Origin of the sequence: Amycolatopsis jiangsuensis (assembly GCF_014204865.1) — a bacterium.
Classification (GTDB): domain Bacteria; phylum Actinomycetota; class Actinomycetes; order Mycobacteriales; family Pseudonocardiaceae; genus Amycolatopsis; species Amycolatopsis jiangsuensis.
Map to the genome: position 1 here is coordinate 4,206,695 of NZ_JACHMG010000001.1, position 24,319 is coordinate 4,231,013.

General features: G+C 69.3%; 21 protein-coding genes and 1 pseudogene. 8 read left to right on the forward strand and 14 right to left on the reverse strand.

All coding sequences use genetic code 11. The features are described 5' to 3' along the window. Positions 1-32: 32 nt before the first annotated feature. Positions 33-1,301: a SatS C-terminal domain-containing protein gene (locus tag BJY18_RS18560; protein WP_184781173.1), complete on the forward strand. Its 1,269-nt coding sequence runs from the start codon at positions 33-35 to the stop codon at positions 1,299-1,301. A 14-nt stretch (positions 1,302-1,315) separates the two neighbouring features. Here BJY18_RS18560 and BJY18_RS18565 read toward each other — a convergent pair whose 3' ends face one another. Then, positions 1,316-2,032 carry an SDR family NAD(P)-dependent oxidoreductase gene (locus BJY18_RS18565; protein WP_184781174.1) on the reverse strand — a complete coding sequence of 239 codons (717 nt, stop codon included), beginning with the start codon at positions 2,030-2,032 and terminating at the stop codon, positions 1,316-1,318. Positions 2,033-2,129: 97 nt separating this feature from the next. Between BJY18_RS18565 and BJY18_RS18570 the strand changes: the two genes are divergently transcribed. Further along, the gene (locus BJY18_RS18570; protein WP_184781175.1) at positions 2,130-2,690 is read left to right on the forward strand and encodes a TetR/AcrR family transcriptional regulator; all 561 of its coding nucleotides are present in this window, start codon (positions 2,130-2,132) and stop codon (positions 2,688-2,690) included. On the opposite strand, the gene BJY18_RS18575 is transcribed toward BJY18_RS18570, so the two are convergent. Continuing rightward, on the reverse strand, positions 2,687-3,898 hold the full coding sequence (locus BJY18_RS18575) for an MFS transporter (RefSeq protein ID WP_184781176.1): 1,212 nt from the start codon (positions 3,896-3,898) through the stop codon (positions 2,687-2,689). The genes BJY18_RS18570 and BJY18_RS18575 overlap by 4 nt on opposite strands. Before the next feature lie 144 nt (positions 3,899-4,042). Beyond that, positions 4,043-5,134, reverse strand: coding sequence for an adenosine deaminase (locus BJY18_RS18580; protein WP_184781177.1), 1,092 nt, complete (start codon positions 5,132-5,134; stop codon positions 4,043-4,045). Positions 5,135-5,345: 211 nt separating this feature from the next. Between BJY18_RS18580 and BJY18_RS18585 the strand changes: the two genes are divergently transcribed. Continuing rightward, positions 5,346-6,443 carry a PA containing protein gene (locus BJY18_RS18585; RefSeq protein WP_184781178.1) on the forward strand — a complete coding sequence of 366 codons (1,098 nt, stop codon included), beginning with the start codon at positions 5,346-5,348 and terminating at the stop codon, positions 6,441-6,443. A 31-nt stretch (positions 6,444-6,474) separates the two neighbouring features. Here the strand turns inward: BJY18_RS18585 and BJY18_RS18590 are convergent, their stop codons facing one another. The 6 genes from BJY18_RS18590 to BJY18_RS18615 form a co-directional block, all read right to left on the reverse strand. After that, entirely contained in the window at positions 6,475-7,752 is a 1,278-nt protein-coding gene (locus BJY18_RS18590; RefSeq protein WP_184781179.1) for a thymidine phosphorylase, read from the reverse strand. Next, positions 7,749-8,138 (reverse strand): cytidine deaminase, encoded by a 390-nt coding sequence (locus BJY18_RS18595; RefSeq protein WP_184781180.1) that lies wholly within the window; start codon positions 8,136-8,138, stop codon positions 7,749-7,751. Before BJY18_RS18595 ends, BJY18_RS18590 begins: the two co-directional genes overlap by 4 nt. Continuing rightward, a complete protein-coding gene (locus BJY18_RS18600; RefSeq protein ID WP_184784702.1) occupies positions 8,138-9,370 on the reverse strand; it encodes an ABC transporter permease in 1,233 nt (410 codons plus the stop codon). The genes BJY18_RS18595 and BJY18_RS18600 overlap by 1 nt, the downstream gene beginning before the upstream one ends. A gap of 47 nt (positions 9,371-9,417) precedes the next feature. After that, the gene (locus BJY18_RS18605; RefSeq protein WP_184784703.1) at positions 9,418-10,506 is read right to left on the reverse strand and encodes an ABC transporter permease; all 1,089 of its coding nucleotides are present in this window, start codon (positions 10,504-10,506) and stop codon (positions 9,418-9,420) included. A gap of 8 nt (positions 10,507-10,514) precedes the next feature. Beyond that, positions 10,515-12,086 (reverse strand): ABC transporter ATP-binding protein, encoded by a 1,572-nt coding sequence (locus tag BJY18_RS18610; protein ID WP_376774689.1) that lies wholly within the window; start codon positions 12,084-12,086, stop codon positions 10,515-10,517. Between the two features lie 80 nt (positions 12,087-12,166). Beyond that, positions 12,167-13,306 (reverse strand): BMP family lipoprotein, encoded by a 1,140-nt coding sequence (locus BJY18_RS18615; RefSeq protein WP_184781182.1) that lies wholly within the window; start codon positions 13,304-13,306, stop codon positions 12,167-12,169. A 571-nt stretch (positions 13,307-13,877) separates the two neighbouring features. Between BJY18_RS18615 and sdhC the strand changes: the two genes are divergently transcribed. The 4 genes from sdhC to BJY18_RS18635 are packed head-to-tail and all read left to right on the forward strand — an operon-like array spanning position 13,878 to position 17,312. Then, on the forward strand, positions 13,878-14,327 hold the full coding sequence (sdhC, locus tag BJY18_RS18620; RefSeq protein WP_184781183.1) for a succinate dehydrogenase, cytochrome b556 subunit: 450 nt from the start codon (positions 13,878-13,880) through the stop codon (positions 14,325-14,327). Further along, positions 14,327-14,743, forward strand: coding sequence for a succinate dehydrogenase hydrophobic membrane anchor subunit (locus BJY18_RS18625; protein WP_184781184.1), 417 nt, complete (start codon positions 14,327-14,329; stop codon positions 14,741-14,743). Before sdhC ends, BJY18_RS18625 begins: the two co-directional genes overlap by 1 nt. Before the next feature lie 47 nt (positions 14,744-14,790). Then, a complete protein-coding gene (gene sdhA / locus BJY18_RS18630; RefSeq protein ID WP_184781185.1) occupies positions 14,791-16,545 on the forward strand; it encodes a succinate dehydrogenase flavoprotein subunit in 1,755 nt (584 codons plus the stop codon). Beyond that, positions 16,545-17,312, forward strand: a complete 768-nt coding sequence (locus BJY18_RS18635) for a succinate dehydrogenase iron-sulfur subunit (protein WP_184781186.1) — start codon at positions 16,545-16,547, stop codon at positions 17,310-17,312. Before sdhA ends, BJY18_RS18635 begins: the two co-directional genes overlap by 1 nt. A gap of 69 nt (positions 17,313-17,381) precedes the next feature. Here the strand turns inward: BJY18_RS18635 and BJY18_RS18640 are convergent, their stop codons facing one another. Continuing rightward, the gene (locus tag BJY18_RS18640) at positions 17,382-18,773 is read right to left on the reverse strand and encodes a S8 family peptidase (RefSeq protein ID WP_184781187.1); all 1,392 of its coding nucleotides are present in this window, start codon (positions 18,771-18,773) and stop codon (positions 17,382-17,384) included. A 75-nt stretch (positions 18,774-18,848) separates the two neighbouring features. Next, positions 18,849-19,121 carry an SCO4848 family membrane protein gene (locus BJY18_RS18645; protein ID WP_184781188.1) on the reverse strand — a complete coding sequence of 91 codons (273 nt, stop codon included), beginning with the start codon at positions 19,119-19,121 and terminating at the stop codon, positions 18,849-18,851. Positions 19,122-19,163: 42 nt separating this feature from the next. Between BJY18_RS18645 and BJY18_RS18650 the strand changes: the two are divergent. Further along, positions 19,164-20,393 (forward strand): annotated as a pseudogene (locus BJY18_RS18650) (D-alanyl-D-alanine carboxypeptidase family protein); the annotation flags it as partial. On the opposite strand, the gene yhjD reads toward BJY18_RS18650, so the two are convergent. From yhjD to trpS, 3 genes are read right to left on the reverse strand one after another with little or no spacing between them, the layout of a single operon-like run. Then, on the reverse strand, positions 20,391-21,404 hold the full coding sequence (yhjD, locus tag BJY18_RS18655) for an inner membrane protein YhjD (protein WP_184781189.1): 1,014 nt from the start codon (positions 21,402-21,404) through the stop codon (positions 20,391-20,393). The pseudogene BJY18_RS18650 and the gene yhjD sit on opposite strands and share 3 nt — an antisense overlap. A 44-nt stretch (positions 21,405-21,448) precedes the next feature. Further along, positions 21,449-22,723 (reverse strand): hypothetical protein, encoded by a 1,275-nt coding sequence (locus BJY18_RS18660; RefSeq protein ID WP_184781190.1) that lies wholly within the window; start codon positions 22,721-22,723, stop codon positions 21,449-21,451. A gap of 31 nt (positions 22,724-22,754) precedes the next feature. Continuing rightward, positions 22,755-23,777 carry a tryptophan--tRNA ligase gene (trpS, locus tag BJY18_RS18665; RefSeq protein WP_184781191.1) on the reverse strand — a complete coding sequence of 341 codons (1,023 nt, stop codon included), beginning with the start codon at positions 23,775-23,777 and terminating at the stop codon, positions 22,755-22,757. Positions 23,778-24,319: the final 542 nt, after the last annotated feature.

Genomic DNA, 24,319 nt, shown 5'->3' on the forward strand with positions numbered 1-24,319 from the left:
GCACACGGGCGGTACTCGCGGAGGAATCGGCAATGGCACAGGACATCATCCCGATCGAACTCGGGCTGCCGCAGGGCGACGTGGTCACCCTCTGGGCCCCGCGGTGGCGGGAGGACGGCGAGGAGTGGGAAGCGTTCCTCGGCGACGAGGACGACCTGTACGCCTTCCCGGACGCCGCCCACCTGGCGGCTTTCGTGCGCACCTCCGAGCAGCACGACCTGCTCGACCACCCGGCGTGGGACGCGGTGCCCGAGCTGAACGTGCCGGAGCTGATCCCGGACGACGACCACTCCTACGACCTGGTCGGCGTGCCGGAGCTGGTCGCCGAGGAGCCGGACTCGTGGACCATCGGCGAGCTCGCCGAGATCGTCGGCATCGTGCGCTCGCTCGCGGACGTGTGCGAGCTGGAGGAAGTGCACGAGGTGCTGGACGCCTACGAGGGCTTCTCGCTGCTGGAGCAGGGCAGGCTGCCGTTCACCGGGCGTGAGGGCGAAGCACTGTGGAACGACCTGTCGAAGGCCGTCTCGGAGAAGTGGGACGTGGTGCTCGACGCGATCGACGGGCTCGTCACCGTGCCCGAGGTCGACTCCGCGGTGCTCGACCAGACCGCCGAAGAGCTGGCTGCCTTCCACGAGGAGTCCGCCGAGTCCGAGGCCGACGCCGAGGACGGCGGCCCGGAGGACCTCGAAGCGGTGGACTCCGAGGACGCCGAGGACTCCGAGGACGAGGGCGACGACGAGCCGGTGGGATTCTGGGGCGAGGTCGGCATCGACCCGATCAAGATCGTCACCGCCGGCGCGGAGTACTACACGCTGCGCTGCTACCTCGACGACAAGCCGGTCTTCCTCGGCAACGAGGGCGAGATCGACGTGTTCGGCTCGGCGAAGGCGCTGCTGTCCGCGATCACCGACGGCAAGGAGCTGGCCGACACCGACCTCACCGACGTGTCCACCTGGGACGAGGTGCGGGAGAAGGCCACCGCGGGCGAGCTGGAGATCGAGGTCGACGCGGACAACACCTACGTGCTGAACGGTCTCGACGAGGACATCGCCGAGGGCCCCGAGTCGATCGATCCGACCCAGCTGGAGCTCGCCGTCGAACTGCTCACCGACGCGGGCGACTGGGCAGGCGACGACAGCGTGGAAACCGCGCTGGCGGCAGGCGAAAGCCTCGGCTGGCTGGTGTCGTTCGTGCTTCGCCCGGACCCGAGCCGGCTCGAGCCGAGCGCGCCGTTCGACACCGAGCAGAGTGCGTGGCGCAAACTGGTGGAGGCTTTCGAGAACCGGCTCACGGTGCTCTGAGCCCCCACCCGCGGTCAGCCGAGTACGTCGAACACGGCTTCGGCGCTCTCGCGATCCGAATACAGCTTCCAGGCGACGTCGGCGATCTCATCCGGGTTGAGGGTGTGGTTGCCGGCGTCGCCGTTTTTTCCCTGTTGCGCGGTCATCATCTGGTAGATGTCACCGCGTTCGACGAGGCCGCCGATGACCAGGCTGCCCGCGTACACCCCGGTGCCGGCCAGTCCCTCGTGCAGTGTTTTCGCGTAGTGGTGCAGCGCCGCCCCGGCAACCGCGAGCGATCCCATCGCGGGCATCGGCCGGACCACGCTGAGCCCGCCGGCGAAGAGGAACCCGCCCGTCCCGCGCTCGAGCATGCCCGGCAGTGTCGCCTCGACCACCTCGACCGCCGGGTACAGCACGTTCATCGCCTGCCGGACGTCCGCGGGCCCGGTTTCCAGGATGGGCTTCGGCAGGCTGTCCGGCCCGAGCGCGGCCGGCCCGTAGTAGACGACGTCGATCCGGCCGAAGCGCTCGGTCACGGCGTCCAGAGTGGAGCCGAGGTCGGTGTACACGTCGCCGGTGAACGCCTCCGCGGTGATCCCGGCTTCGGACAGGCCGGCCAGGTACCCGGCGTGCCGGGTGTCCGACCGCGAGACGAGGGCGACGTCGTGGCCCGCCTGTCCGAAGCGGTGCGCCATCGAAAGCCCGAGGCCGGGCCCGACCCCGAGGATGACGGCGGTCGGCTTGGTCATGGTGATCTCCTTCGTCCGAGTTAAGTCGAGGGCTTCCTCGACTTAGGGTCGACGATAGCACAAGTCGAGACTTGCCTCGACTTTGTACGATGGGAGCATGGCCGCCGGATCCAAGCCGTTGCGTGCGGACGCCGCCCGCAACCGCACCAAGCTGCTGAGTGCCGCCACGCGGGCGTTCGCCGAACGCGGTCTCGACACGCCGCTGGAACAGATCGCGCGCGACGCCGGCGTCAGCATCGGCACTCTCTACGCGCACTTCGCCACCCGCGACGCGCTGTTCGACGCGGTCCTGCCCGCGCAGATCGCCGTACTGGACGACCTCATCGGGCAGGCGCTGGCCGAGCCGGACCCGTGGCAGGGGTTCACCGCGTTCGTCGAAAGCCTGTTCACCTTGCAGGCCAACGACTCCGGACTCAACGACGCCCTCGCCGGGCGGTTCCCCCTCAGCCCCGTCGTGCTGGAGGCCTGCCATGCCGGACTCGAGCGCGCCACCCGGGTGCTGGACCGCGCGAAGGCGGCAGGCCGGTTGCGCCCGGACTTCGAGGTGGGCGATCTGACCCCGCTCATGGTGAGCATGTCCCAGCTGTTCCGGTCCGGCGCCGCCCCGGAGGCCTGGCGCCGGCACCTCGGGTTCTTCCTTGACGGCCTGCGCACCTAGTCCTTTTCGGACTCCGCGCGCACCGGGACCACGCCGATCGCCAGCGCGGGAAAGATCGCGGCCACACAGAAGGCAAGTGCGTAACGGCTGTCCCCGATCACCAGGCCGAGCAGCGGCGGGGTCAGCGAGGAGGCGATGTTCTGTGCGGTGTTCTGCGCACCCATCGCGCGGCCGGACCAGGCGACCCCGGCGAGCTCGGCGGACGCGGTGAAGCCGAGCCCGTTGTCCGCCACCGTGATCACCGCGGCGAGCACCAGCGCGAGCAACACCAGCCACGCCCACGTCACGTCGCCGAGCGCGACCAGCAGCACAACCACGACACTGGCCACCGCCAACTGACGCATCGGCCGCAGCCTGCTGCCCACCCGGTCGGACCAGTAACCCGACGCCAGCCTCCCCAGCGCACCCAGCACCTGCGCCACGGCTAGGAAGATCCCCGCCTGCGAAGCACTCCACTCCTGCTGCGAGACCAGGTACACCGGCGCGAACGCGGACACCGCGAACTGCGGCACGACCAGCAACGCACTTGCCCCGTGCACGCGCCACAGCGCCGGCTTGCGATACGGCGACAAGGGTTTCTCGGCGCCCTTACCCGGTCGCGGAGGCCGCGGCGGGTCGACCACGAACACTGCGACCAGCAGCGCGACCACGACCGCCAGCGCCGCGGGCAGGAGCATGGCTTCCTGGAATCCCCAGCGCGCGGCCAGCGGCGGCAGCCCCAGCGCGGCCACTCCGACACCGAGCGGCTGCGCGGTCTGCCGGATGCCCATCGCGACGCCGCGTTCGGATTTCGTGAACCAGCCCATCACGACCCGGCCGCTCGCCGCGTTCACCGACGCCGTGCACGCTCCGGCAACGAGGAACAGGCCGAAGAGTAGCCCAACCGGGTGAGACCACAGCGCGGCATACACCAGGAGTAGCCCGGACAGCCCCAGTCCGAGGGCCATGATCAGCCGCTCCCCGTAACGGTCCGCAGCCGCGCCCCAGGCGATCAGGGTCAGCAACAGCCCGATACTCGGCGCGGCGACGACCGTGCCGGACTGGGCGAGCGTGAGGCCCTCGGCCGTACGCATGGCCGGCACGAGAAACGGCAGACCGTAGAGGAACGAGCAGCTCGCGGTTTGCGCGGCAAGGCCGAGCGCGAGGATGAACCACCTGCGCGCACCACCCTGTACCCGCACCTGCTCCTCACCTGTGACCTGCGCCATTCCCGTCACCGTCTCATTATCTGAGAAGTCCTTCTTATATAATGAACGTTAGTTGGGCATGCTAAGTACCGCAACCGTCCGCGGGGGACGGCCGCTGCCACTCCGGACGGGCGGCACCGCCCGGAGCCGCGGTACCGGTAGGGCTCAGGCCAGCGCGGCGTAGCCGGGCTTGACCACCTTCTCGATCAGCTCCAGCCGTGCGTCGAAATCGAGGAACGCGGATTTCATGGCATTGATGGTGAACCAGCGCAGATCGGCCAGCCCGAAGCCGAAGGTCTCGGCCAGCGCGGCGAATTCACTGGTCATCGTGCATCCGCTCATCAGCCGGTTGTCGGTGTTCACGGTGACCCGGAAGCGCAGCCGGGCGAGCAGGCCGATCGGGTGTTCGGGCAGCGATCCGACGGTTCCGGTCTGGACGTTCGACGAAGGACAGATCTCCAACGGGATCCGGCGGTCGCGGACATAACCCGCCAACCGTCCAAGGTGGACCTCGCCGTCCGGGCCGGTGGTGATGTCCTCGGCGATCCGCACACCGTGCCCGAGCCGTTCGGCGCCGCAGAACTGTAGCGCCTCGTGAATCGAGGGAACTCCGAAAGCCTCGCCGGCATGAATGGTGAAATGCGCATTGTTGCGACGCAGGAACTCGAATGCGTCGAGATTGCGGCTCGGCGGAAAACCGTCCTCCGGCCCGGCGATGTCGAAGCCGGCCACCCCCGCGTCGCGGTGGCGCACCGCCAGCTCGGCGATCTCCATCGCGCGCGCGTGCTGGCGCATCGCGCACAGCAACGTCCGGACCCGGATCCGGCCACCCGCGGCGACCACGCGCCGTGTTCCCTCGACGAATCCCGCCTGGACCGCTTCGACCACCGCATCGAGTGAAAGACCACGCTCGACGAACAACTCCGGCGCGTACCGCAGCTCCGCGTAGACCACCCCGTCGGCTGCCAGGTCCTCCACGGCCTCCGCGGCAACCCTGACCAGCGCCTCCTCGGTCTGCATCACCCCGCAGGTGTGCGCGAACGTCTCGAGGTAGGACACCAGCGATCCGGAGTCGGCCGCGGCGCGGAACCAGCGGCCCAGCTCCGCCGGATCGCTCGTGGGCAGGTCGCGGTAGCCGGTCTCGTCGGCCAGCTCGGCGACGGTGGCCGGGCGGAGACCGCCGTCGAGATGGTCGTGCAGCAGGACCTTGGGGGCGCGGCGCAGGATCTCGGCGCTCAGCGGGGTTACGTCCGACATCATCCAACGGTAGCCTCGCTGTCATTCCCCTACATGGCCGTAACCGACAGTGCCGGACGCACCCTGCGCACACGGTGTCCGGCGAAGGAATCGGCCATCCGGGTAGCCGGCTCGTTATCCGGTCTTCGCGGGGGCCATACGGACAGCAATTTTCTTGTCGATAAGCTTCCGCCCAGTCCCTTCCATTTCCCCGCCGACGAAGGACACCGCAGTGACCACTGACAACCACATTGCCGCTCCGTCCTTCGACCGGATGCGCAACATGCTGGTGCGCGCGGCCGAAGTGCGTGAGAGCGAGCAGCAGCAGATCTTCGACGCGCTCGACGACATCTACGCCCGGCTGGCGCCGGTGGACTCGCTGGGCGCGGTGCGCAAGCGGCTGTCCGAGCTGCCCGACCGCACCGAGGTCGGCGTGCTGGCCGAGCGGCTCGACGAGGCGATGACCCGGCTCGAGTCGCAGGACAACGCGCTCGCCGCGCTCACGCACGCGGTGGAGAGCATCGTCGACAAGCTGGCCAAGCCGTTCGCACAGCTCGACGGCAGGCTGGATGGCATGGCCTCGCGGTTCGAGGGCGTCGCCGGCCGGATGGACGGGCTCGAGGACAAGCTGCAGAACATCCACCGCAGGCTCGACGAGCTGGGCGGGCACCTGGACAAACAGGACGCCAAGCTGGACTCGATCCCGCAGAGCACCCAGGGTCCGGTGCGCGAGCGCATCGAGCTGGCCGAGTCCTCGCTGCGCGAGCGGATCGAGACCACCGACCAGGAGCTGCGCTCCCGCGTCGACGAGCTCGACCGCGCGACCAAGGAGCGGATCGCCGGCGCCGCCGACTCGCTGAAGACCGCGGTCACCGAGACCGGCGAGATGGTCGACCCGGCCGAGCGCCTGGAGAAGCTCGGCGGCCGGCTGGACACGGTCACCGATCGGCTGGACGACCTCGCGACCCGGCTGGACAAGGTCGAGGACGGCGTCACCGGACGGCTCGGCGACCTGGACGGCTCGCTGCGCACCGGCCTGTCGAAGGTCGAGGGCACCCTGGCCCAGCAGCCGGACACCGACTCGGTCGACTCGCTGGTGCGCCGCAGCAACGACGAGTCCGTGCGCCGCATCGGCGGTCAGCTGGACGAGGCGATGGCCACCTTCGCGGAGCTGATGCTCGGCGGAGGCCCGGCGGTGCAGCAGATCGCCCCGCCGCCGCCCGCTCCGCGCCAGCCCCGTCGCAGCTCCCGCAACGGCCGCTCCCCCAAGGCCGCCGACGCGAAGGCGAAGAACGGCAGCGCCGACGCGGACGACGCACCCGCCGAATAGTTCCCTCCATCAAGCCCTCGTGAGTTGCCACTCACGAGGGCTTGATGGTGTCCAGGACAATCCGGCGGGCCTCGGGGGTCTCGGAGGTCACGGCGTAGCCGCCTTCGAGCGCGGAGAGCGCGGCAGGCACCGCGTCCGGGGTGTCGGTGTGGAGTTCCAGCAGTGGGTCACCTTCGGTGACGGCGTCGCCTGGCTTCGCCAGGCACAGCACACCGGCCGCGGACTGGACCGGGTCTTCCTTGCGCGCTCGCCCGGCGCCGAGCCGCCACGCGGCGACGCCGACGGCGTAGGCGTCCAGGGAAGCCAGCACTCCCGTGGCCGGAGCGCGGACGACGTGCACGTGGGTGGGCCGAGGCAACGGTGCGGACGGGTCTCCGCCCTGCGCGGTGATCATCCGTGCCCACGTCTCGTACGCCTCGCCGGAGGCCAGCACCGCTGCCGGATCCGTCGAAATCCCCGCCAGCGTCAGCATTTCCCTGGCCAGTGCGACGGTCAGCTCCACCACGTCGGCCGGTCCACGGCCCTGGAGCACCTCCACCGCTTCGGCGACCTCCACCGCGTTGCCGACCGCCCGGCCCAGCGGCACCTCCATGTCCGTGATCAGCGCGGTGGTGGCGACGCCGTGCGCGGTGCCGATGTCGACCAGGGTGCGGGCCAGCTGCCGGGCATCGGAGACGGTCTTCATGAACGCGCCGGAGCCTGCCTTCACGTCCAGCACCAGACCGGACGCGCCTTCGGCGATCTTCTTGCTCATGATCGAGCTGGCGATCAGCGGGATCGACTCGACGGTGCCGGTCACGTCCCGCAGCGCGTAGAGCTTCTTGTCCGCAGGGGCCAGGCCTTCGGTGGCCGCGCAGACGACCGCGCCCACCGAATCCAGCTGCGCCGCGATCTCGTCCACCGACAACGCGGCCCGCCAGCCCGGGATCGACTCCAGCTTGTCCAGCGTGCCCCCGGTGTGCCCGAGGCCGCGGCCGGACAGCTGCGGCACCGCGGCACCGCACGCGGCGACCAGCGGCGCCAGCGGCAGGGTGATCTTGTCGCCGACGCCGCCGGTCGAATGCTTGTCCACGGTCGGACGCGAGGTGGCCGGCGACAGGTGCGTGCCCGAGTCGATCATCGCGCCGGTCCAGCGGGCGATCTCCGCGTTGTCCATCCCGCGCAGGTAGATCGCCATGGCCAGCGCGGCCATCTGCTCCTCGGCCACCGCGCCGCGCGTGTAGGCGTCGACGACCCAGTCGATCTGCTCGTCGCTCAGCCGCCCGCCGTCGCGTTTGGCACGGATGACGTCCACCGCCGTGAAGCTCACGGCAGGTCCTCAGGGCCGAACGCGTCCGGCAGCACCTCGGACATCGGCAGCACGCCGCGAGGTGTGTCGACCAGGCACGTCGAGCCACCGAGTTCGAACAGGATCTGCCGGCAGCGGCCGCACGGCATCAGCAGCTTCCCCTCGCCGCTCCGGCAGGCCACCGCCACCAGCCGGCCGCCACCGGACAGCCGGAGCTGGCCCGCCATCGTGCACTCCGCGCACAACCCGAGGCCGTACGAGGCGTTCTCGACGTTGCAGCCGATCACGTGCCGGCCGTCGTCCACGATGCCGGCGACACCGACCTGCAGACCCGAGTACGGCACGTACGCGTGCGAAGCGGCCGCCACAGCTTCGGCACGCAGCGCTTCCCAGTCCACTTCGGACATCAGTCGCCTTCTCCTCTGCGGTACAGCGCTCCGTCGGCCTTCGGTGGTCGTAGTCGTTGCGACGCAACGGCAAGCACGATCAGCGTGACGAAGTGCGCGGTGTAGGGGATCAGGTCACTCGGCAACGAGTCGTTGGTCCAGTAGATCGCGTACAGGATGCCGGCGCCGACCACGGCGAGCGCGGCCGCGATCCACCGCCGCCGGAACAGCTGCACGATCACGATGATCACCAGCAGCAGCACCGTGCCGTACAGCAGCGAGAGCACGGCCTCGCCACCGCCGGCGAGCTGGAGCCCGTCGGCGTACCCGAACAGCGCGGCACCGCCGAGCAGGCCACCGGGCCGCCAGTTGCCGAAGATCATCGCGGCCAGACCGATGTACCCACGGCCGTTGGTCTGGTTTTCCAGGTAGTCCGCGCCACCCTTGAGCAGCACCAGCGAAGCGCCACCCATCCCCGCGAAGCCGCCGGAGATCAGCACGCCCAGGTACTTGTAGCGGTACACGTTCACGCCGAGGGACTCGGCGGCCACCGGGTTCTCGCCGCAGGAACGCAGCCGCAGACCGAACCGCGTACGCCACAGAACCCAGTAACTCACCGGGATCAGCACGATCGCGAGCATGGTCAGCGGCGCGACCCCGGAGACCAGTCCCTTGAGGATGCCCGCCACGTCGGACAGGCCGACACGCTGTTCGTCCTCCAGCGAACCGAGCCAGTCCGACAGCCCGGCCGCGGAGTAGGTGTCGAACTTCGGCACCGGCGGCGACTGCCGGGGATTGCCCGAGATCGGCTCGAAGATCAGGTTCGCCAGGTACTTCGCGACACCGAGGCCGAGCAGGTTGATCGCCACACCGGAGACGATGTGGTTGACCCGGAAGGTCACCGTCGCCACCGCGTGCAGCAGGCCACCCAGCGCGCCGAACGCGATCGCGGCCACCAGCCCGACCCACACGCCGCCGTAGTAGGCACCCCAGGCCGCGCCCCAGGTGCCGAGGATCATCATGCCCTCGAGGCCGATGTTGATCACGCCCGCGCGTTCGGCCCAGAGTCCGCCGAGGGCGCACAACAGGATCGGCAGCGCGAGCCGCAACGCGGTGGAGGTCGTGTTGCTGGACGTCAGCGACGAGACACCGGTGGCGTAGGAAGCAGTGGACATCACCGCGATCGCGATGACCGCCCAGATCACCCCGCGCGCCCAGCCGGGGATCCGGTTCCGCTTGCGCCGCGCCGGCATCGACGTGCCGGGCTCCGGCTCTGGCCGGGCGAACTCCGTCGTGGTGGTCACACCGCACCGCCTTCCGCGACCGAGGAACCCTTGCCAGCCAGCGCGCGTCCCACGCGCCGCTGCTCGGCGGCGAGGTCGGCGCGGCGCACGATCTCGTACGCGACGACGACCGACAGCACGATGATGCCCTGCATGATCGTCGCGATCTCCTTGGACACGTTGATCTGCTCCAGCGACACCGCGGAGGTGTCCAGGAACGCCCAGAGCAACGCGCCGAACGCGATACCGCCCGGGTGGTTGCGGCCCAGCAGCGCCACCGCGATCCCGGTGAAGCCGTACATCTGCGTGGCCGTGATGCCGTAGCTGTAATCGCGACCCAGCAGCTCCGGCATGGCGACCAGGCCGGCCACCGCACCGGAAAGCAGCATCGCGATCAGCGTCATCTTCTTCGCGCTGACGCCACCGGCCGAGGCCGCCGTCGACGACTCACCGCTCGCCTTCAGCTCGAAGCCGAACCGCGTGCGGTTGAGCATGAACCAGTAGGCGGCGCCGACCACGATCGCGATGAACACGAACCCGAACAGCGTGCCGGCACCGATCGGGATGCCCGGGATGCGCCCGGACGGCGCGATCTCCCTGGTGCCGATGTTGTTGCCGGTCTGCACACCGAACTGGTCGGCGTTCACGAGGAACGCGATGATGCCTGCCACGATCGAGTTCAGCATGATCGTGGAGATGACCTCGCTGACCCCGCGGGTCACCTTCAGCACCGCCGGGATCGTCGCGTACAGCGCGCCGGACACGACGGCCACCAGCAGGATCACGATGGTGTGCAGCACCGGCGGCAGCTGCAGTGCGCCGCCGATGATCGCCGCGACGACCGCGGCGAACCGGTACTGGCCCTCGACCCCGATGTTGAACAGGTTCATCTGGAAACCGATGGCGACCGCGAGGCCGGACAGGTAGTACACCGTGGCCAGGTTCACCGTGTCGACCGCGGTCGAGCCCTTGAACAGCTGGCCCACCATGGTCCCGTACGCCTGCAGCGGATCGGCCCCGGAGATGATGAGCGCGATCGCCGACAGCAGCAGGGCGAAGACGATCGCGAGCAGGGGCGGCAACAGCCGCGTGCGCCACGAACTCACTCCGGACTTCACTGGACTTCTTCTCCCTCTCCCGCGGCACCGGTCATCGCGGAGCCGAGTTCCTGCGGGGTCACCGTGGCCGGGTTCGCCTCGCTCACCAGCCGCCCGCGCAGCATCACGCGGATCGTGTCGGACAGCCCGATCAGCTCGTCCAGATCAGCGGAGATCAGCAGCACCGCGAGCCCGTCCGCGCGGGCCTGGCGGATCTGCTCCCAGATCAGCGCCTGCGCGCCGACATCAACCCCGCGCGTCGGGTGCGAGGCGATGAGCAGCACCGGAGCACCGGACAGCTCCCGTCCGACGATCAGCTTCTGCTGGTTGCCACCGGACAACGCGGCCGCCGGCACCTCGATGCCCGGCGTGCGCACGTCGTACTCGCGCACGATCCGCTCGGTGTCGCGGCGAGCGCCGGCGATGTCGAGCAACTGCCCGCTGGAGACCGGTTTGCGGGTCTGGTAACCGAGCATCCGGTTGACCCACAACGGCTGGGTGAGCAGCAGACTGTGCCGGGTGCGGTCCTCGGCGATGTAGCCGATGCCCGCCTCGCGCCGCGCCAGCGTGCCCAGCTTCACCAGGTCGTGGGTCCTCCCGCCGGCGTCGGAAAGCTCGATGTGCCCGCCGCTCGCCCTGCGCATGCCCATGACCGTCTCGACGAGTTCGGTCTGGCCGTTGCCCTCGACGCCGGCGATGCCGAGCACCTCCCCCGCGTGCACGGTGAAGGAGATGTCGTCGAGCACGGCGCGCTCCGAGCCCTCGGCCGCCAGCCGCAGGTCACGCACCCGCAGCACCTCGCGCTCGGTCACGGTCGACTCACGCGTCTCCGGGCTGGGCAGCTCGGAGCCGACCATCATCTCGGCCAGCTCGCGGGTGGTGATGTTCTTCGGATCGGCCGTGCCGACCGTGCTGCCCCTGCGGATCACGGTGACCGTGTCCGCGATGGCACGCACCTCGTCGAGCTTGTGCGAGATGAACAGGAAGGTGTAGCCCTCGGCCTTCATCCCGCGGACCGTGTCGAACAGCGCGTCGACCTCCTGCGGCACGAGCACCGCGGTCGGCTCGTCGAGGATGATGATCTTCGCGCCGCGGTAGAGCACCTTCACGATCTCCACGCGCTGCCGCTCGGCCACGCCGAGTTCCTCCAGCAGCGTGTCCGGCTTCGCGTGCAGGCCGGTCTGCTCGGCCAGCTTCGCCAGCCGCGACCGTGCCGCGCGGCCGATGCCGTGCATGCCCTCCGCGCCGAGGAACACGTTCTCCGCGACGGTGAGGTTGTCCGCGAGCATGAAGTGCTGGTGCACCATGCCGATCCCGGTCCGGATGGCGTCCTGCGGGTTGCGCAGCCGCACCTCGGTGCCGTCGATCGCGATGGCACCCTCGTCGGGCTGCTGCATCCCGTAGAGGATCTTCATCAGAGTCGACTTGCCGGCGCCGTTCTCCCCGCACAGCGCGTGCACCTCGCCCGCGGCCACGGTCAGGTTGACGTCGGAGTTGGCGACCACCCCGGGGAAGCGCTTGGTGATCCCGGTCAGCTGGACGGCCGGGGTGCCCCGGTCAGGGGCGGCTTCGGCCTCGGTTTCGCTCATCGGCGAGGACATCCCGTTCTTCTCGAAACGCGTGAGGGCTCGGAAGGAGAGATCCTTCCGAGCCCTGGCGCGTCGGCGTACTACTTGGCCGGCTTGTCCGAAACCTGGACGGCACCCGAGACGATCTGGGCCTTGTACCCGTCCAGGACGTCCTTGATGTCGTCGACCTTGCCCCCGGAGGTGGCGTAGCCGACCCCGTCGACCTTCAGGTCGAACCGCTTGGGCAGCGAGCTGAGGTCGTTCTTCGCGACCGACCGCAGGAACTGGAAGACCGCGATGTCGACCCGCTTGATCATCGAGGTGATGATGATGTCCTTGTCCGCGGCGACGGTCTTCTGGTTGTACTGGTCGGAGTCCACGCCGATGGCCAGCGCGTCGTTCGCCTTCGCGGCGTCGAACACGCCCTTACCGGAGGCGCCCGCGGCGTGGTAGATCACGTCCGCGCCCTTGGCGATCTCCGCCGCGGCCTTCACGTTGCCCTTGGCCGGGTCCTGGAAACCGGTGAAGTCGCCGGCCGGGGTGAGGTAGTCGTCCTCGATCTCGATCTTGTCCGAGACCGCCTTCGCACCCTGCAGGTAACCGGCCTCGAACTTCTGGATCAGCGGGGTCTTCACACCGCCGACGAAACCGATGTGGCAGCTCTTGCTCTTGTACGCGGCGGCGACGCCGGCCAGGAACGAGCCCTGCTCCTCGGCGAAGACCAGCGGCGTCACGTTCGGCTGCTTGATGGAGTCGTCGTCGACGATCGCGAACCGCGTGTTCGGGTGCTTCGGCGCGACCGCGGTGACCGAAGGCGCGTACGCGAAGCCGACCGCGATGATCGGGTTGAGACCCTGCGCGGCCATCTGCTCGAGCCGCTGCTGCTTCGCCGCTTCGCTCTCGCTGGCGCTCGCGGTGCTCTCCTGGACCGACGGCACGCCCAGCTCGGCCTTCGCCTGGTCGGTGCCGGCGGCGGCCGCGTCGTTGAACGAGGCGTCCCCACGGCCGCCGACGTCGAAGGCCAGCCCGACCTTCAGCTTGCTCCCGTCGACCTTGCCGCTGTCGGCGGTGCTGCTCGTGGCCGCGGCGGGCGCGGCGGGCGGCTTCGGCGCGGTGATGCAGTTGCCCGCGCTGTCGCCCCCCGAACCGGACGCGTTGTCGTTCTTACCGGTGTCCTTCGCACACCCGGCCAGGGCGAGTACCCCGGCCATGCCCACTGCGGCCAGCGCGGTTCCACGCATGCGACGCAACGTGTGTCTCCCTCCCCGCTGATCCAGCGGACGATCCGAGAACGAACCCGGCGGCGATGCCGGGTTCAACGGCCAGACGGTACCGGGCGGTCAGGAAGACGCCATAGCAACGGCACGCTACGTAACACAAACGTTTACTCAGCGGGTCGGTCCGCGACCATTCGTGTACACAACGTGACGATCTCGGGCACGCTCCGCATCTTCGATCATCGGAACTCACCCGGGCGGGCCATCCGGTGGACCCGGCCAGCCGCACCCGTGCCGACTCCCGTCGCGTCCACAGTGGACCTGCCGGGGACGCGGGCCGCGGAAGCACTCCCCGGCGTGCTCCAGAACACACGTCCGGGCGCCCGGCAGCGCTGCCGGTGTCTGGTCCATCACAGAGACGAACCCGGAGGTGAGCCGGGTACCCGGGGCGGGTCTAGCATCCCTTGCATCCACGCTCGATGGCCTCTGATCTCGGCACTGTCGCCGGAGTTGTCCCCAGTGGACCGACCCCGGCGAGTGCGGAGAGCACCGGTCATCCGGGCACGACAGTCATGACGTTGGAGGCCGTTCACCGATGTCCACCACGGCGAGCCCTGCCGCTGAGCCAGCGGCGGGGGCGAGCGATCGGGCGGGTGCCTCACGCCGGCAGGGAACCTTCTACCGGGGCGACCCGGGCATGTGGTCCTGGGTGCTGCACCGCATCACCGGCGTGCTGACATTCTTCTTCCTGTTCGTGCACGTGCTCGACACCGCGCTCGTGCGCGTGTCGCCGAACACCTACGACCAGGTCATCGAGACGTACAAGACGCCGATCGTGAACCTGCTCGAGGTCGGCCTGGTCGGGGCGGTGCTGTTCCACGCGCTCAACGGCCTGCGCGTGATGCTGGTCGACTTCTGGGCCAAGGGCCCGAAGTACCAGAAGACGATGCTGTGGGTGATCGGCGTCGTCTGGGTCGTGGTGATGATCCCGGGTGCGTTCTTCATGCTCAAGCGCACCGTCGAAACGCTCTTCGGGGGTGCCTGATGGCCGACGCTCTGATCCTGGACAAGCCGCGCTCGCCGCGGCGCCCGGCCGCCCGGCGCAGCAACTTCGAGCTCTACAGCTGGCTGTTCATGCGCATCTCCGGCCTCGCGCTGATCATCCTGGTGCTCGGCCACCTGCTGATCATGAACATCCTCGACGGCGGCGTGCACCGGATCAACTGGGGCTTCGTGGCCGGCCGCTGGGCCTCGCCGTTCTGGCAGTTCTGGGACCTGGCGATGCTGTGGCTCGCGGAGATCCACGGCGGCAACGGCCTGCGCACGATCATCGACGACTACGCGCGCAAGGACTCCACCCGGTTCTGGCTGAAGATGCTGCTCTACGTGTCGATGGTCCTGATCCTCGCCGTGGGCACCATGGTGATCTTCACCTTCGACCCCGAAATGCCCGCCAGCTGAGGCGCACCCACCACAGCGCTATTCCACTACGTAGCGGAGCCCCCACTATGCAGTTCCACAAGTACGACGTGGTGATCGTCGGCGCCGGCGGCGCCGGAATGCGCGCGGCCATCGAATCCGGCCAGCGCGCCCGCACCGCGGTTCTCACCAAGCTCTACCCGACCCGGTCGCACACCGGCGCGGCACAGGGCGGCATGTGTGCCGCGCTGGCCAACGTCGAGGAGGACAACTGGGAATGGCACACCTTCGACACCGTCAAGGGCGGTGACTACCTGGTCGACCAGGACGCCGCGGAGATCATGGCCAAGGAGGCCATCGACGCCGTCCTCGACCTGGAGAAGATGGGCCTGCCGTTCAACCGCACGCCCGAGGGCAAGATCGACCAGCGCCGCTTCGGCGGGCACACCCGCGACCACGGCAAGGCCGCGGTGCGCCGTGCCTGCTACGCCGCGGACCGCACCGGGCACATGATCCTGCAGACGCTGTACCAGAACTGCGTCAAGTACGGCACCGAGTTCTTCAACGAGTTCTACGTGCTCGACCTGGTGACCAGCGAGGACGAGGACGGCAACCCGGTCGCCTCCGGCGTCGTCGCCTACGAGCTGGCCACCGGCGAGCTGCACGTGTTCCAGGCGAAGTCGATCGTGATGGCCAGCGGCGGCGCGGGCAAGATCTTCAAGACGACGTCGAACGCGCACACCCTCACCGGTGACGGCCTCGGCATCATCTTCCGCAAGGGCCTGCCGCTGGAGGACATGGAATTCTTCCAGTTCCACCCGACCGGCCTCGCCGGGCTCGGCATCCTGATCTCCGAGGCCGTCCGCGGCGAGGGCGGCATCCTGCGCAACTCCGAGGGCGAGCGGTTCATGGAGCGCTACGCCCCCACCATCAAGGACCTCGCACCGCGCGACATCGTCGCCCGGTCGATGGTCCAGGAGGTGCTGCAGGGCCGCGGCTGCGGGCCGAACAAGGACTACGTCGTCCTCGACGTGACCCACCTGCCGGTGGAGGTCCTGGAGACCAAGCTGCCGGACATCACCGAGTTCTCCCGCACCTACCTGGGCGTCGACCCGGTCAAGGAGCCGGTGCCGGTGTTCCCGACCTGCCACTACGTGATGGGCGGCATCCCCACCAACATCCACGGTGAGGCGCTGCGCGACAACGAGCACGTGATCCCGGGCCTGTACGCCGCGGGCGAGGTCGCCTGCGTGTCCGTGCACGGGTCGAACCGGCTGGGCACGAACTCGCTGCTGGACATCAACGTGTTCGGCCGCCGGGCCGGGATCGCCGCCGCGGAGTACGCGCTGGCGCACGAGCACGTGGAGCTGCCGGAGACCCCGACCACGCTGGTCGAGGAGCAGCTGGAGCTGCTGCTGTCGGAGCACGGTGACGAGCGCGTCGCCGACATCCGCAAGGAAATGCAGCAGACCATGGACTCGAACGCGTCGGTGTACCGCACCGAGGACACCCTCAAGCAGGCGCTGACCGACATCCAGTCGCTGAAGGACCGCTACACGCGGATCACCGTGGCGGACAAGGGCAAGCGGTACAACACCGATCTGCTCGAGGCGGTCGAGCTGGGCTTCCTGCTCGAGCTCGCCGAGGTGCTCGTGACCGGCGCCATCGCACGCAAGGAGTCCCGCGGCGGGCACGCGCGCGAGGACTACCCGGCCCGCGACGACACGAACTTCATGCGCCACACCATGGCCTACAAGCAGGGCGAGGGCCTGAGCTCGGACATCCGGCTGGACTACAAGCCGGTCACCTTCACCCGCTACGAACCGATGGAGCGGAAGTACTGATGACCACGGCCACCCCGGAAGCCGAGGCCGCTTCCGAAACCCACACGCCGATCACCGTCACCCTGAAGATCCTCCGGTTCAACCCGGAGGTCGACGAGGAGCCGCACTGGGAGTCCTACGACGTCCCGGCGCAGCCGACGGACCGGGTGCTCAACCTGCTGTTCCACGTCAAGGACTACCTCGACGGCACGTTCGCCTTCCGCCGCTCGTGCGCGCACGGGGTGTGCGGGTCGGACGCCATGCAGATCAACGGGATCAACCGGCTGGCCTGCAAGGTGCTGCTGAAGGACCTGCTCGAGAAGAACGGCAAGCGGACCGAGATCACGATCGCCCCGATCAAGGGCCTGACGACGTTGAAGGACCTCTACGTCGACATGGACCCGTTCTTCGAGGCGTACCGGGCGATCAAGCCGTACCTGATCACCTACGGCAACGAGCCCACGCGCGAGCGGATCCAGTCCCAGGCCGACCGCGACCGGTTCGACGACACCACCAAGTGCATCCTGTGCGCCTGCTGCACGTCGTCCTGCCCGGTCTACTGGAACGACGGCTCGTACTTCGGCCCGGCCGCGATCGTCAACGCGCACCGCTTCATCTTCGACTCGCGTGACGACGGCGCCGAAGAGCGCCTGGACATCCTGAACGACGGCGAAGGCGTCTGGCGCTGCCGCACGACCTTCAACTGCACCGACGCCTGCCCCCGCGGCATCCAGGTGACGAAGGCGATCCAGGAGGTCAAGCGCGCCCTGCTGTTCAAGCGCGTCTGACCCAGCGCAGTCGCTGAAACGGCCCTCGCTCCCGGTCACGGGAAGCGAGGGCCGTTTTCGTGTGCCGCGTCAGCGAACCGCGTCCAGGGCGTTCACCAGGCCGTGGCCGTAGTAGGAGTTGTTGCGTGCCGGGCCGGTGCACTCCTGTACATCGCACGCGACCGGGTCGGCTTCCGCGCCCAGCAGGGCCGACACCAGTCGTGGTGGGGAGAACGGGATTCGCGAGGCCAGCAGTGCCGCGACGCCGGCCGCGTGCGGCGACGCCATGGAAGTGCCACACATCGTGCCGTAGCCGCCGTCGAACACCGTCGACAGCGGGCAACCCTCGCCCTGTCCTTCCGGTGGCAGCTGGGCGAAATCACCGCCCGGGGCGGCGACGCTGACCGCACCGTAGTTCGAGAACGACGACTTCGTGCCCGCGTATCCGACTGAGGACACCGTGACCACACCGTCGATCGACTTCGGCAGGATGCCGCACGAAGAGTCGACCGGGTGCGGACGGTTCGGGTCAGTGGTCTGCTTCGTGACGTCGAAACCGGAGTTGCCCGCTGCCGCGACGTTCAGCGTGCCGCGGTGGCTCGAGTACGTCACCGCGCGGCGTACGGCCTCGTATGCGGCCGCGTCGCCGGCTTCCTTGCGGCAGTAGAACATCCCGGGGTCGATGTAGTAGCTGTTGTTCGTCACCTGGAAACGGTGCTCGCCTGCCCACATGAACCCGCAGACCGCTGCCTCCGGGAAGATGTAGCCGTCGTCGTTCACGACCTTCACCGAGGCCAGCCGTACGCCCGGCGCGATGCCGGAGAAGCCGCGCGACGCGTCCTTGCCCGCGATGGTGCCCGCGACGTGCGTGCCGTGCTCGGAGTTCGTCGGGGCCCACGCGGACGCGGAGGTGTCCGCGGCGCCGGTGACGCAGCCGGCGGACGAGCGCGCGTCCACCGCGTGCGACAGCGCCGGGTGCTTGGCGTCGATGCCGGAGTCCAGTACGCCCACGGTCACCCGCGACGAACCTTCGTCGACCTTGTTCGCCTCCTGCGCGTGGATGGCCCGCATGTCCCACTGCTGCGCCGAAAGATCACCTTCGGCGGCGCGGGTCCGCGTCTGCTCCAGCGTGCCCACCGCGGAACGCTGGTGCGCCCGCGCGGCGTTCTGCGCGGCCACGTCCTTGCCGCCCGAGTACGCCCGCATCACGCCGATCCGCTCGGCGAAGTCCGCGTTGCGCGAGCTGGCAACGGCGACGCCGATCTCCGGGTAGTACGCCACTCTGGTGCCGCACTTGGCTCCGAGCTCGGCATCGACGGAACGCTGCGAGGCGCCCGGCTGGTACAGCACGACGTAGCTGTAGGGGGTGCTCGTCGTGTCACACGACGGCGCGGGGGCGGCAGCGGCAGCCGGCACCGTCACGGCACCGGCGGCGATTCCGGCAAGCGTGACGGGAACGAGCATGCGACGGATACGGGACATTCCACCTCCAGGGTCGGTGGGCTGAGGTTATGCAGCCCGGGCTGCACCCGCCACCCCCGAAGGACGGTCACCGCATCAGGTGGCCGAATCCCCTGCCGAATCGCCCGCGGAGACTCGCTCTCGCGCGGTGGCCCGCACGCCCTTCCAGCCGAGCACGCCGATGGCGGTACCGAGCACGAACGAGACGACGGTGAGCACCGCGTGCACGATGAAGTACGCCGTCGGCGAACCGTCCGCGGCCCACGACTGGTCACTCGCCCAGAGGTTCTTGGCGAAGGTGATCCAGATGATCCAGGACCAGACTCCGAACGCGAACAGGAACATCGCGGTACGTCGCGAAATGCGCATGTCCCGAGTATGCCGCCGCTGCGGCGGCGCTAGCCTGCGTGGGTGCACAACGCGTTCCGCCGGTCGCGGCGAACCCTCGTCACGGCCCTCGCCGCCGGTCTTGTCGCCGTCGCCGCGCCCGCCGCTTTCGCGGTACCGGCGCAGGCCCAGCAATGCGCCGACCGGAGCGTTCCGCCTCCTCCGGTGGACACCTCCGAGCAGCCGAAGCCCGGGCAACCCGCACCCCCGCCGATGCCGGTGCCCGCCGAGCCGGTCGGCGGGCCGCAGCTCGGCGGCTGCGGCACGGTCCTGCCCGAGGACGCGCTGAACCCGCCGGACGGCAACACCGCAGCGTCCTGGGTCCTGCAGGACCTCGACACCGGGGACGTGCTCGCGGCGAAGGACCCGCACGCGCGGGAGCGGCCGGCGTCGCTGATCAAGACGCTGCTGGCACTCGTGGTGGTCACCGAGATGCGCCCGGACCAGGTCGTGGTGCCGACCAAGCAGGACGCCGAGCAGGAGTGCACCTGCGTCGGCATCGTCGCGGGCCAGCAGTACACCGTCGACCAGCTGATGCACGGCCTGCTGATGCATTCGGGCAACGACGTCGCGCACGCGTTCGCCACCGCACTCGGCGGCGTCGACGTGGCGGTGGGCAAGATGAACCGGCTGGCCGCGCGCCTCGGCGCGATGGACACCCGGGCGGCCACCCCGTCCGGGCTGGACGGGCCGGGCATGTCCACCTCGGCCTACGACCTGAGCCTGATCTTCCACTACGCGATGAAGCAGCCGGAGTTCGCGCAGGCGGTGGCGACGAAGGCCTACACCATCCCGGCGATCGCGGGGAAACCGGCGATCCCGGTGTTCAACGACAACAAGCTGCTCGGCGTGTACCCCGGCTTCCTTGGCGGCAAGACCGGGTTCACCGACGACGCGCGGCACACCTACGTGGGCGCCGCGCAGCGCGACGGGCACCGGCTCGCCGTGGTGATGATGCGGGCCGAGCAGCGCCCGACCAAGGTGGTCGAGCAGGCGGGAAACCTGCTCGACTACGGCTTCGCGCTGCACGACGACCACGCGAACCCGGTCGGCCGGATCGCCTACCAGGCGTCCGCGACCGCGCTGCCCGAACCGGGCACGGACGGGAACGTGGCCGCCGCGTCCGGTGCGGCGCCCGCGGCCCCGGCGGAGGCGGACCCGTTCGGCACCACCGGCTGGCTGCTCACCGTGGTGGTCGCCGCGATCATCGGGGCAGGCTTCGCCTTCGGACACCAGCGCAAGAAGCGCGTCTCAGCCCTTGCGGCGGCCCAGCCAGCCGAGCAGCGCGCCGGCGCTGAACGCTCCCGCCGCGGCACCCAGGCCGAGTCCGCGTTGCACGGTGACGTTCGGCTCCAGCAGCACCGGCGCCGGCGGGCGCACCACACGGCGCTGGTTCTCCCGCGCGGTGGCCGTCCAGGCGGTCACCAGGAGCAGGAACCGGGACACCAGGTTGGCGAACACCAGCAACCCGATCACCGGACCGAAGATCGCCGCTGACGGGGACTTCGTGACGCTGGCGAGGTAGACCGAGGCGACCTGCTGCAGGATCACGAACCCGACCGCGGCGAAGATCGCGCCCTTCACCGCGCTCCGCAACGCCACGTGTTCCCGCGGCAACCGTGCGATCACCCACAGGAACACCAGCGTGTTCGCGGCCAGCCCGAGCAGGATCGTCGCGACGCGCAGCAGGTACACCGCCCAGCGCTGGTCCTCCAAGCCGACCAGCTCCAGCAGCAGCTTGCCGATCCCGCTGCCGGCCGCGGTGAGCGCGAACGAGACGACCAGCGCCAGCCCGAGCCCGATGAGCGACAGCAGGTCCTTGATCGTGGTGGGGATGAACGGCTGCTGCTTCTTTTCCTGGCCCCACTGCGCGGTGAGCGCGTCGCGCAGGTTCGCCATCCAGCCGACGCCGGAGTAGAGCGCCAGCAGCAGGCCGAACACCCCGATCCCGCTGCCGGAGCTGAGCGCGCTGTCGGTGATCTGGTGCACCAGTCCCTGCAGGCCATCCGGGACGGAATTGTTGATCCCGTCCCGCAGCTGGTCGATCACCGCCTGGTTGTGCCCGAGCACCAGGCCGACGATCGCGAACGCGACCATGAAGATCGGGAACACCGACAGCACGCTGAAGTAGGTGATGGCGGCGGCGTAGTGGTTGCCGTAGTGCTCGTTGAACGAGTCGTTGGCGCGGATCAGGTGATCCAGCCACGGGTTCTTCCGCCGCAGCCGGGGCAGCAGCTTTTCCTTCTCGCCGGTTTCTTTCGCCACCGGGAAACGTTAACCACAGTGGGTGAAGGTCGCAACGCGAACGGCTACTGCTGGTGGAAATCCGCCAGCATCTTCCGCGCGGCGGGCACCAGCAACCGGCTGACGTCGGCCGCGCTGACGCCGTCCGGATGGCCCGCGTGGTCGGCGAGGTAGAGCGTGAAGGCGAAGCGGCCCTTGGCGAAGACCAGCTGCCCCTTGGTCTGCCCCGAAGCGTCGGAGAGGATCCGGGCCTTGTCGCCCACCGTGGCCGGCGAGGACTGTCCGTTCGCGGGTGCGGAATCGACGTACGCCTTCGCCGCGTCATCGGACAGGAAGCTGTACGCGGTGAGGGTGAGCGCGATGCGGGACAACGGGTCGTCCTGCCCGGTCCCGCGCTCACAGCTCAGCTCGACGTAGTTGTGGGCGCTCGCGTCTCCCATGATCAGGTTGCCGACCGCGGTCCCCGGCATCTCCTCGACCAGCGGCGAGGCTTCGGTACCGATCGCCGGGCTCACCACGTCCGCGGTGAGCATCGGGCACGGCTGCGCGACGGACTTCCGGAAGACCGGGCTGTCGTAGTCGACAATGACCGGCCCGGTCGGAGTGGCGGTCTGGGTCGCGAGGTGCTGCGCCATCCGTTTGACCAGCTCCGGCAGCTTGCCGGCGGTCGCGGTGCCCTTGCTCTGGGCGTGGAAGTCGACGTAGGTGTCGCCCGCGACCAAGGCGGCCTCCCCGGCCTCACCCGCCGGGACGTTCGCCAGCGTGTCCTTCCAGAAGGCCTTGACCGGACCGACGGTGAACCTCGCGTTCGGGGACTCCCGGAACAGCTTGAGGTCGAGGTCCTGCTGATAACCGGGCTGGGCCACCGCGACCGACAGCAGGTCACCCGTCGTGCCATCCGTGGTGTTGAGCTCGTAACTGCACTTGTTCAGTGCGAGGCCGTCCGCGTCGGGCAGGCTGATGCTGCTCGACGTCAGCGGCCCGGAACCGTCGCCGACCAGGTACGAACGGTCGAAGTTGACCACGTTCGGATCCGGCCGCGAGCCGACCTTCATGCCGAGCGCGGTGAGGTCGCCGACCGACAGCAGGGTGCACGCCTGGATCACCGGCTTCCCGGCGTACTGCACGGCCTGCGGGTTCGGCTTCTCCTTGATCGGCGCGGGATCCGCGTACTGGGAGTTCGGGTAGCCCGCCCGCTGGATCGTCTGGTTGTCGGCGTTCGGGTCCGCTGCCTGCGCGGTGTCCGCAGTGGACCCCTGCCGCACGAACACGATCACTGCCGCGGCCACGATCACCACGGTGGTGACCGCGATCAGCCAGATTCCGGTCTTGAGTTTCATCCCTTGCCCTCCCCGACAACGGAACAGTGCGTCAGCGAACGGGCGGCAGGAAGCCGATCCGTTCGTAGGTCGACTCGAGCGTTTTCGCCGCGACCTCGCGTGCCCGGCGCGCTCCGCCGGCGAGGATCCGGTCCAGCTCGGCCACGTCGTCCAGGTAGGACTGCACGCGCTCCTGCAACGGGGTCACCCATTCCACGAGCACCTCGGCGAGCTCCTTCTTGAGGTCGCCGTAGCCCTTGCCCTCGTAGGCCGCCTCGAGGTCGGCCACGGTGCGGTCGGTCAGCGCGGAGTAGATGCTGAGCAGGTTGGAGACGCCGGCCTTGTGCTCCGGGTCGAACCGGATCTCGCGGCCGGTGTCGGTGACCGCGGAACGGATCTTCTTGGCCGACCGCTTGGGATCCTCGAGCAGTTCGATGAGCCCGTTGGCCGCGGACGCCGACTTGCTCATCTTGGCCGTCGGGTCCTGCAGGTCGTAGATCTTCGCGGTGTCTTTGACGATGTGCGGTTCGGGCACGGTGAACGTCGTGCCGAACCGGTTGTTGAACCGCTGCGCGAGGTTACGGGTCAGCTCGAGGTGCTGGCGCTGATCCTCGCCGACCGGCACCGCGTTCGCCTGGTACAGCAGGATGTCCGCAGCCTGCAGGATCGGGTAGGTGAACAGCCCGACGCTGGCCCGGTCGGTGCCCTGTTTGGCGGCCTTGTCCTTGAACTGGGTCATCCGCCCGGCCTCGCCGAAGCCGGTCTGGCATTCGAGCACCCAGCTCAGCTGCGCGTGCTCGGGCACCTGGCTCTGCACGAACAACGCGCTCCGCTCCGGATCGACCCCGATCGCGAGCAGCTGCGCGGCCGAGCGGCGGGTGCGCTCCAGCAGCACCTTCGGATCCTGCTCGACGGTGATCGCGTGCAGGTCGACAACGCAGTAGAAGGTCTCGTGCGTGTCCTGCAACCGCACCCACTGCCGCAGCGCACCGAGGTAGTTGCCCAGGTGGAAGGAGTCGGCGGTCGGCTGGATCCCGGAAAGCACCCGCAGGCGCCCGTTCTGTTCGTCGGACACGCCTGGATTCTTCCAGCACCACGAGCAACGGCCCGCAGGGAGGTCCGGCTTTCCCGGGTGCCGGGCCGCCCGCCCCGCGGACGGGAAAGGGCCGGACTGGCACCGCCGACGCTGGATCGGCGGGCGGGTCAGGGGTTCGGGGTTGTGAGCGACCAGGTCAGCGGCTGCCGCGAGAGCGTCAGCGGACGGGTGGGCTCGTCGCAGCCGGGCTCGACCGCATGAGTAAGCCAGATCAGGGCCGGTGTCGGATGTGAGCAAGCAGGTCAGGGCTTTGCCGCACGGCTGTGAGCGCCCGGGGCGGGCTGGGGCAGGGGCTTCGGCAACCAGAACAAGGCTGCATGAGCGAGCAGGTCGGGGCTTCGCCGCAGGGTCGTGAGCGACCGGGTCCGGGCGGGCGCAGGGCGTCGGCAACCAGAACGAGGCTGCATGAGTGGGCAAGGTCGGGGCTCTGGCGCAGGGCCGTGACCGAGCAGATCAGGGCCACCTCGAGGCCTCAACGACCAGACCCAGGCCGACGCAAGGCCGTCGGACCGAGACTGCCG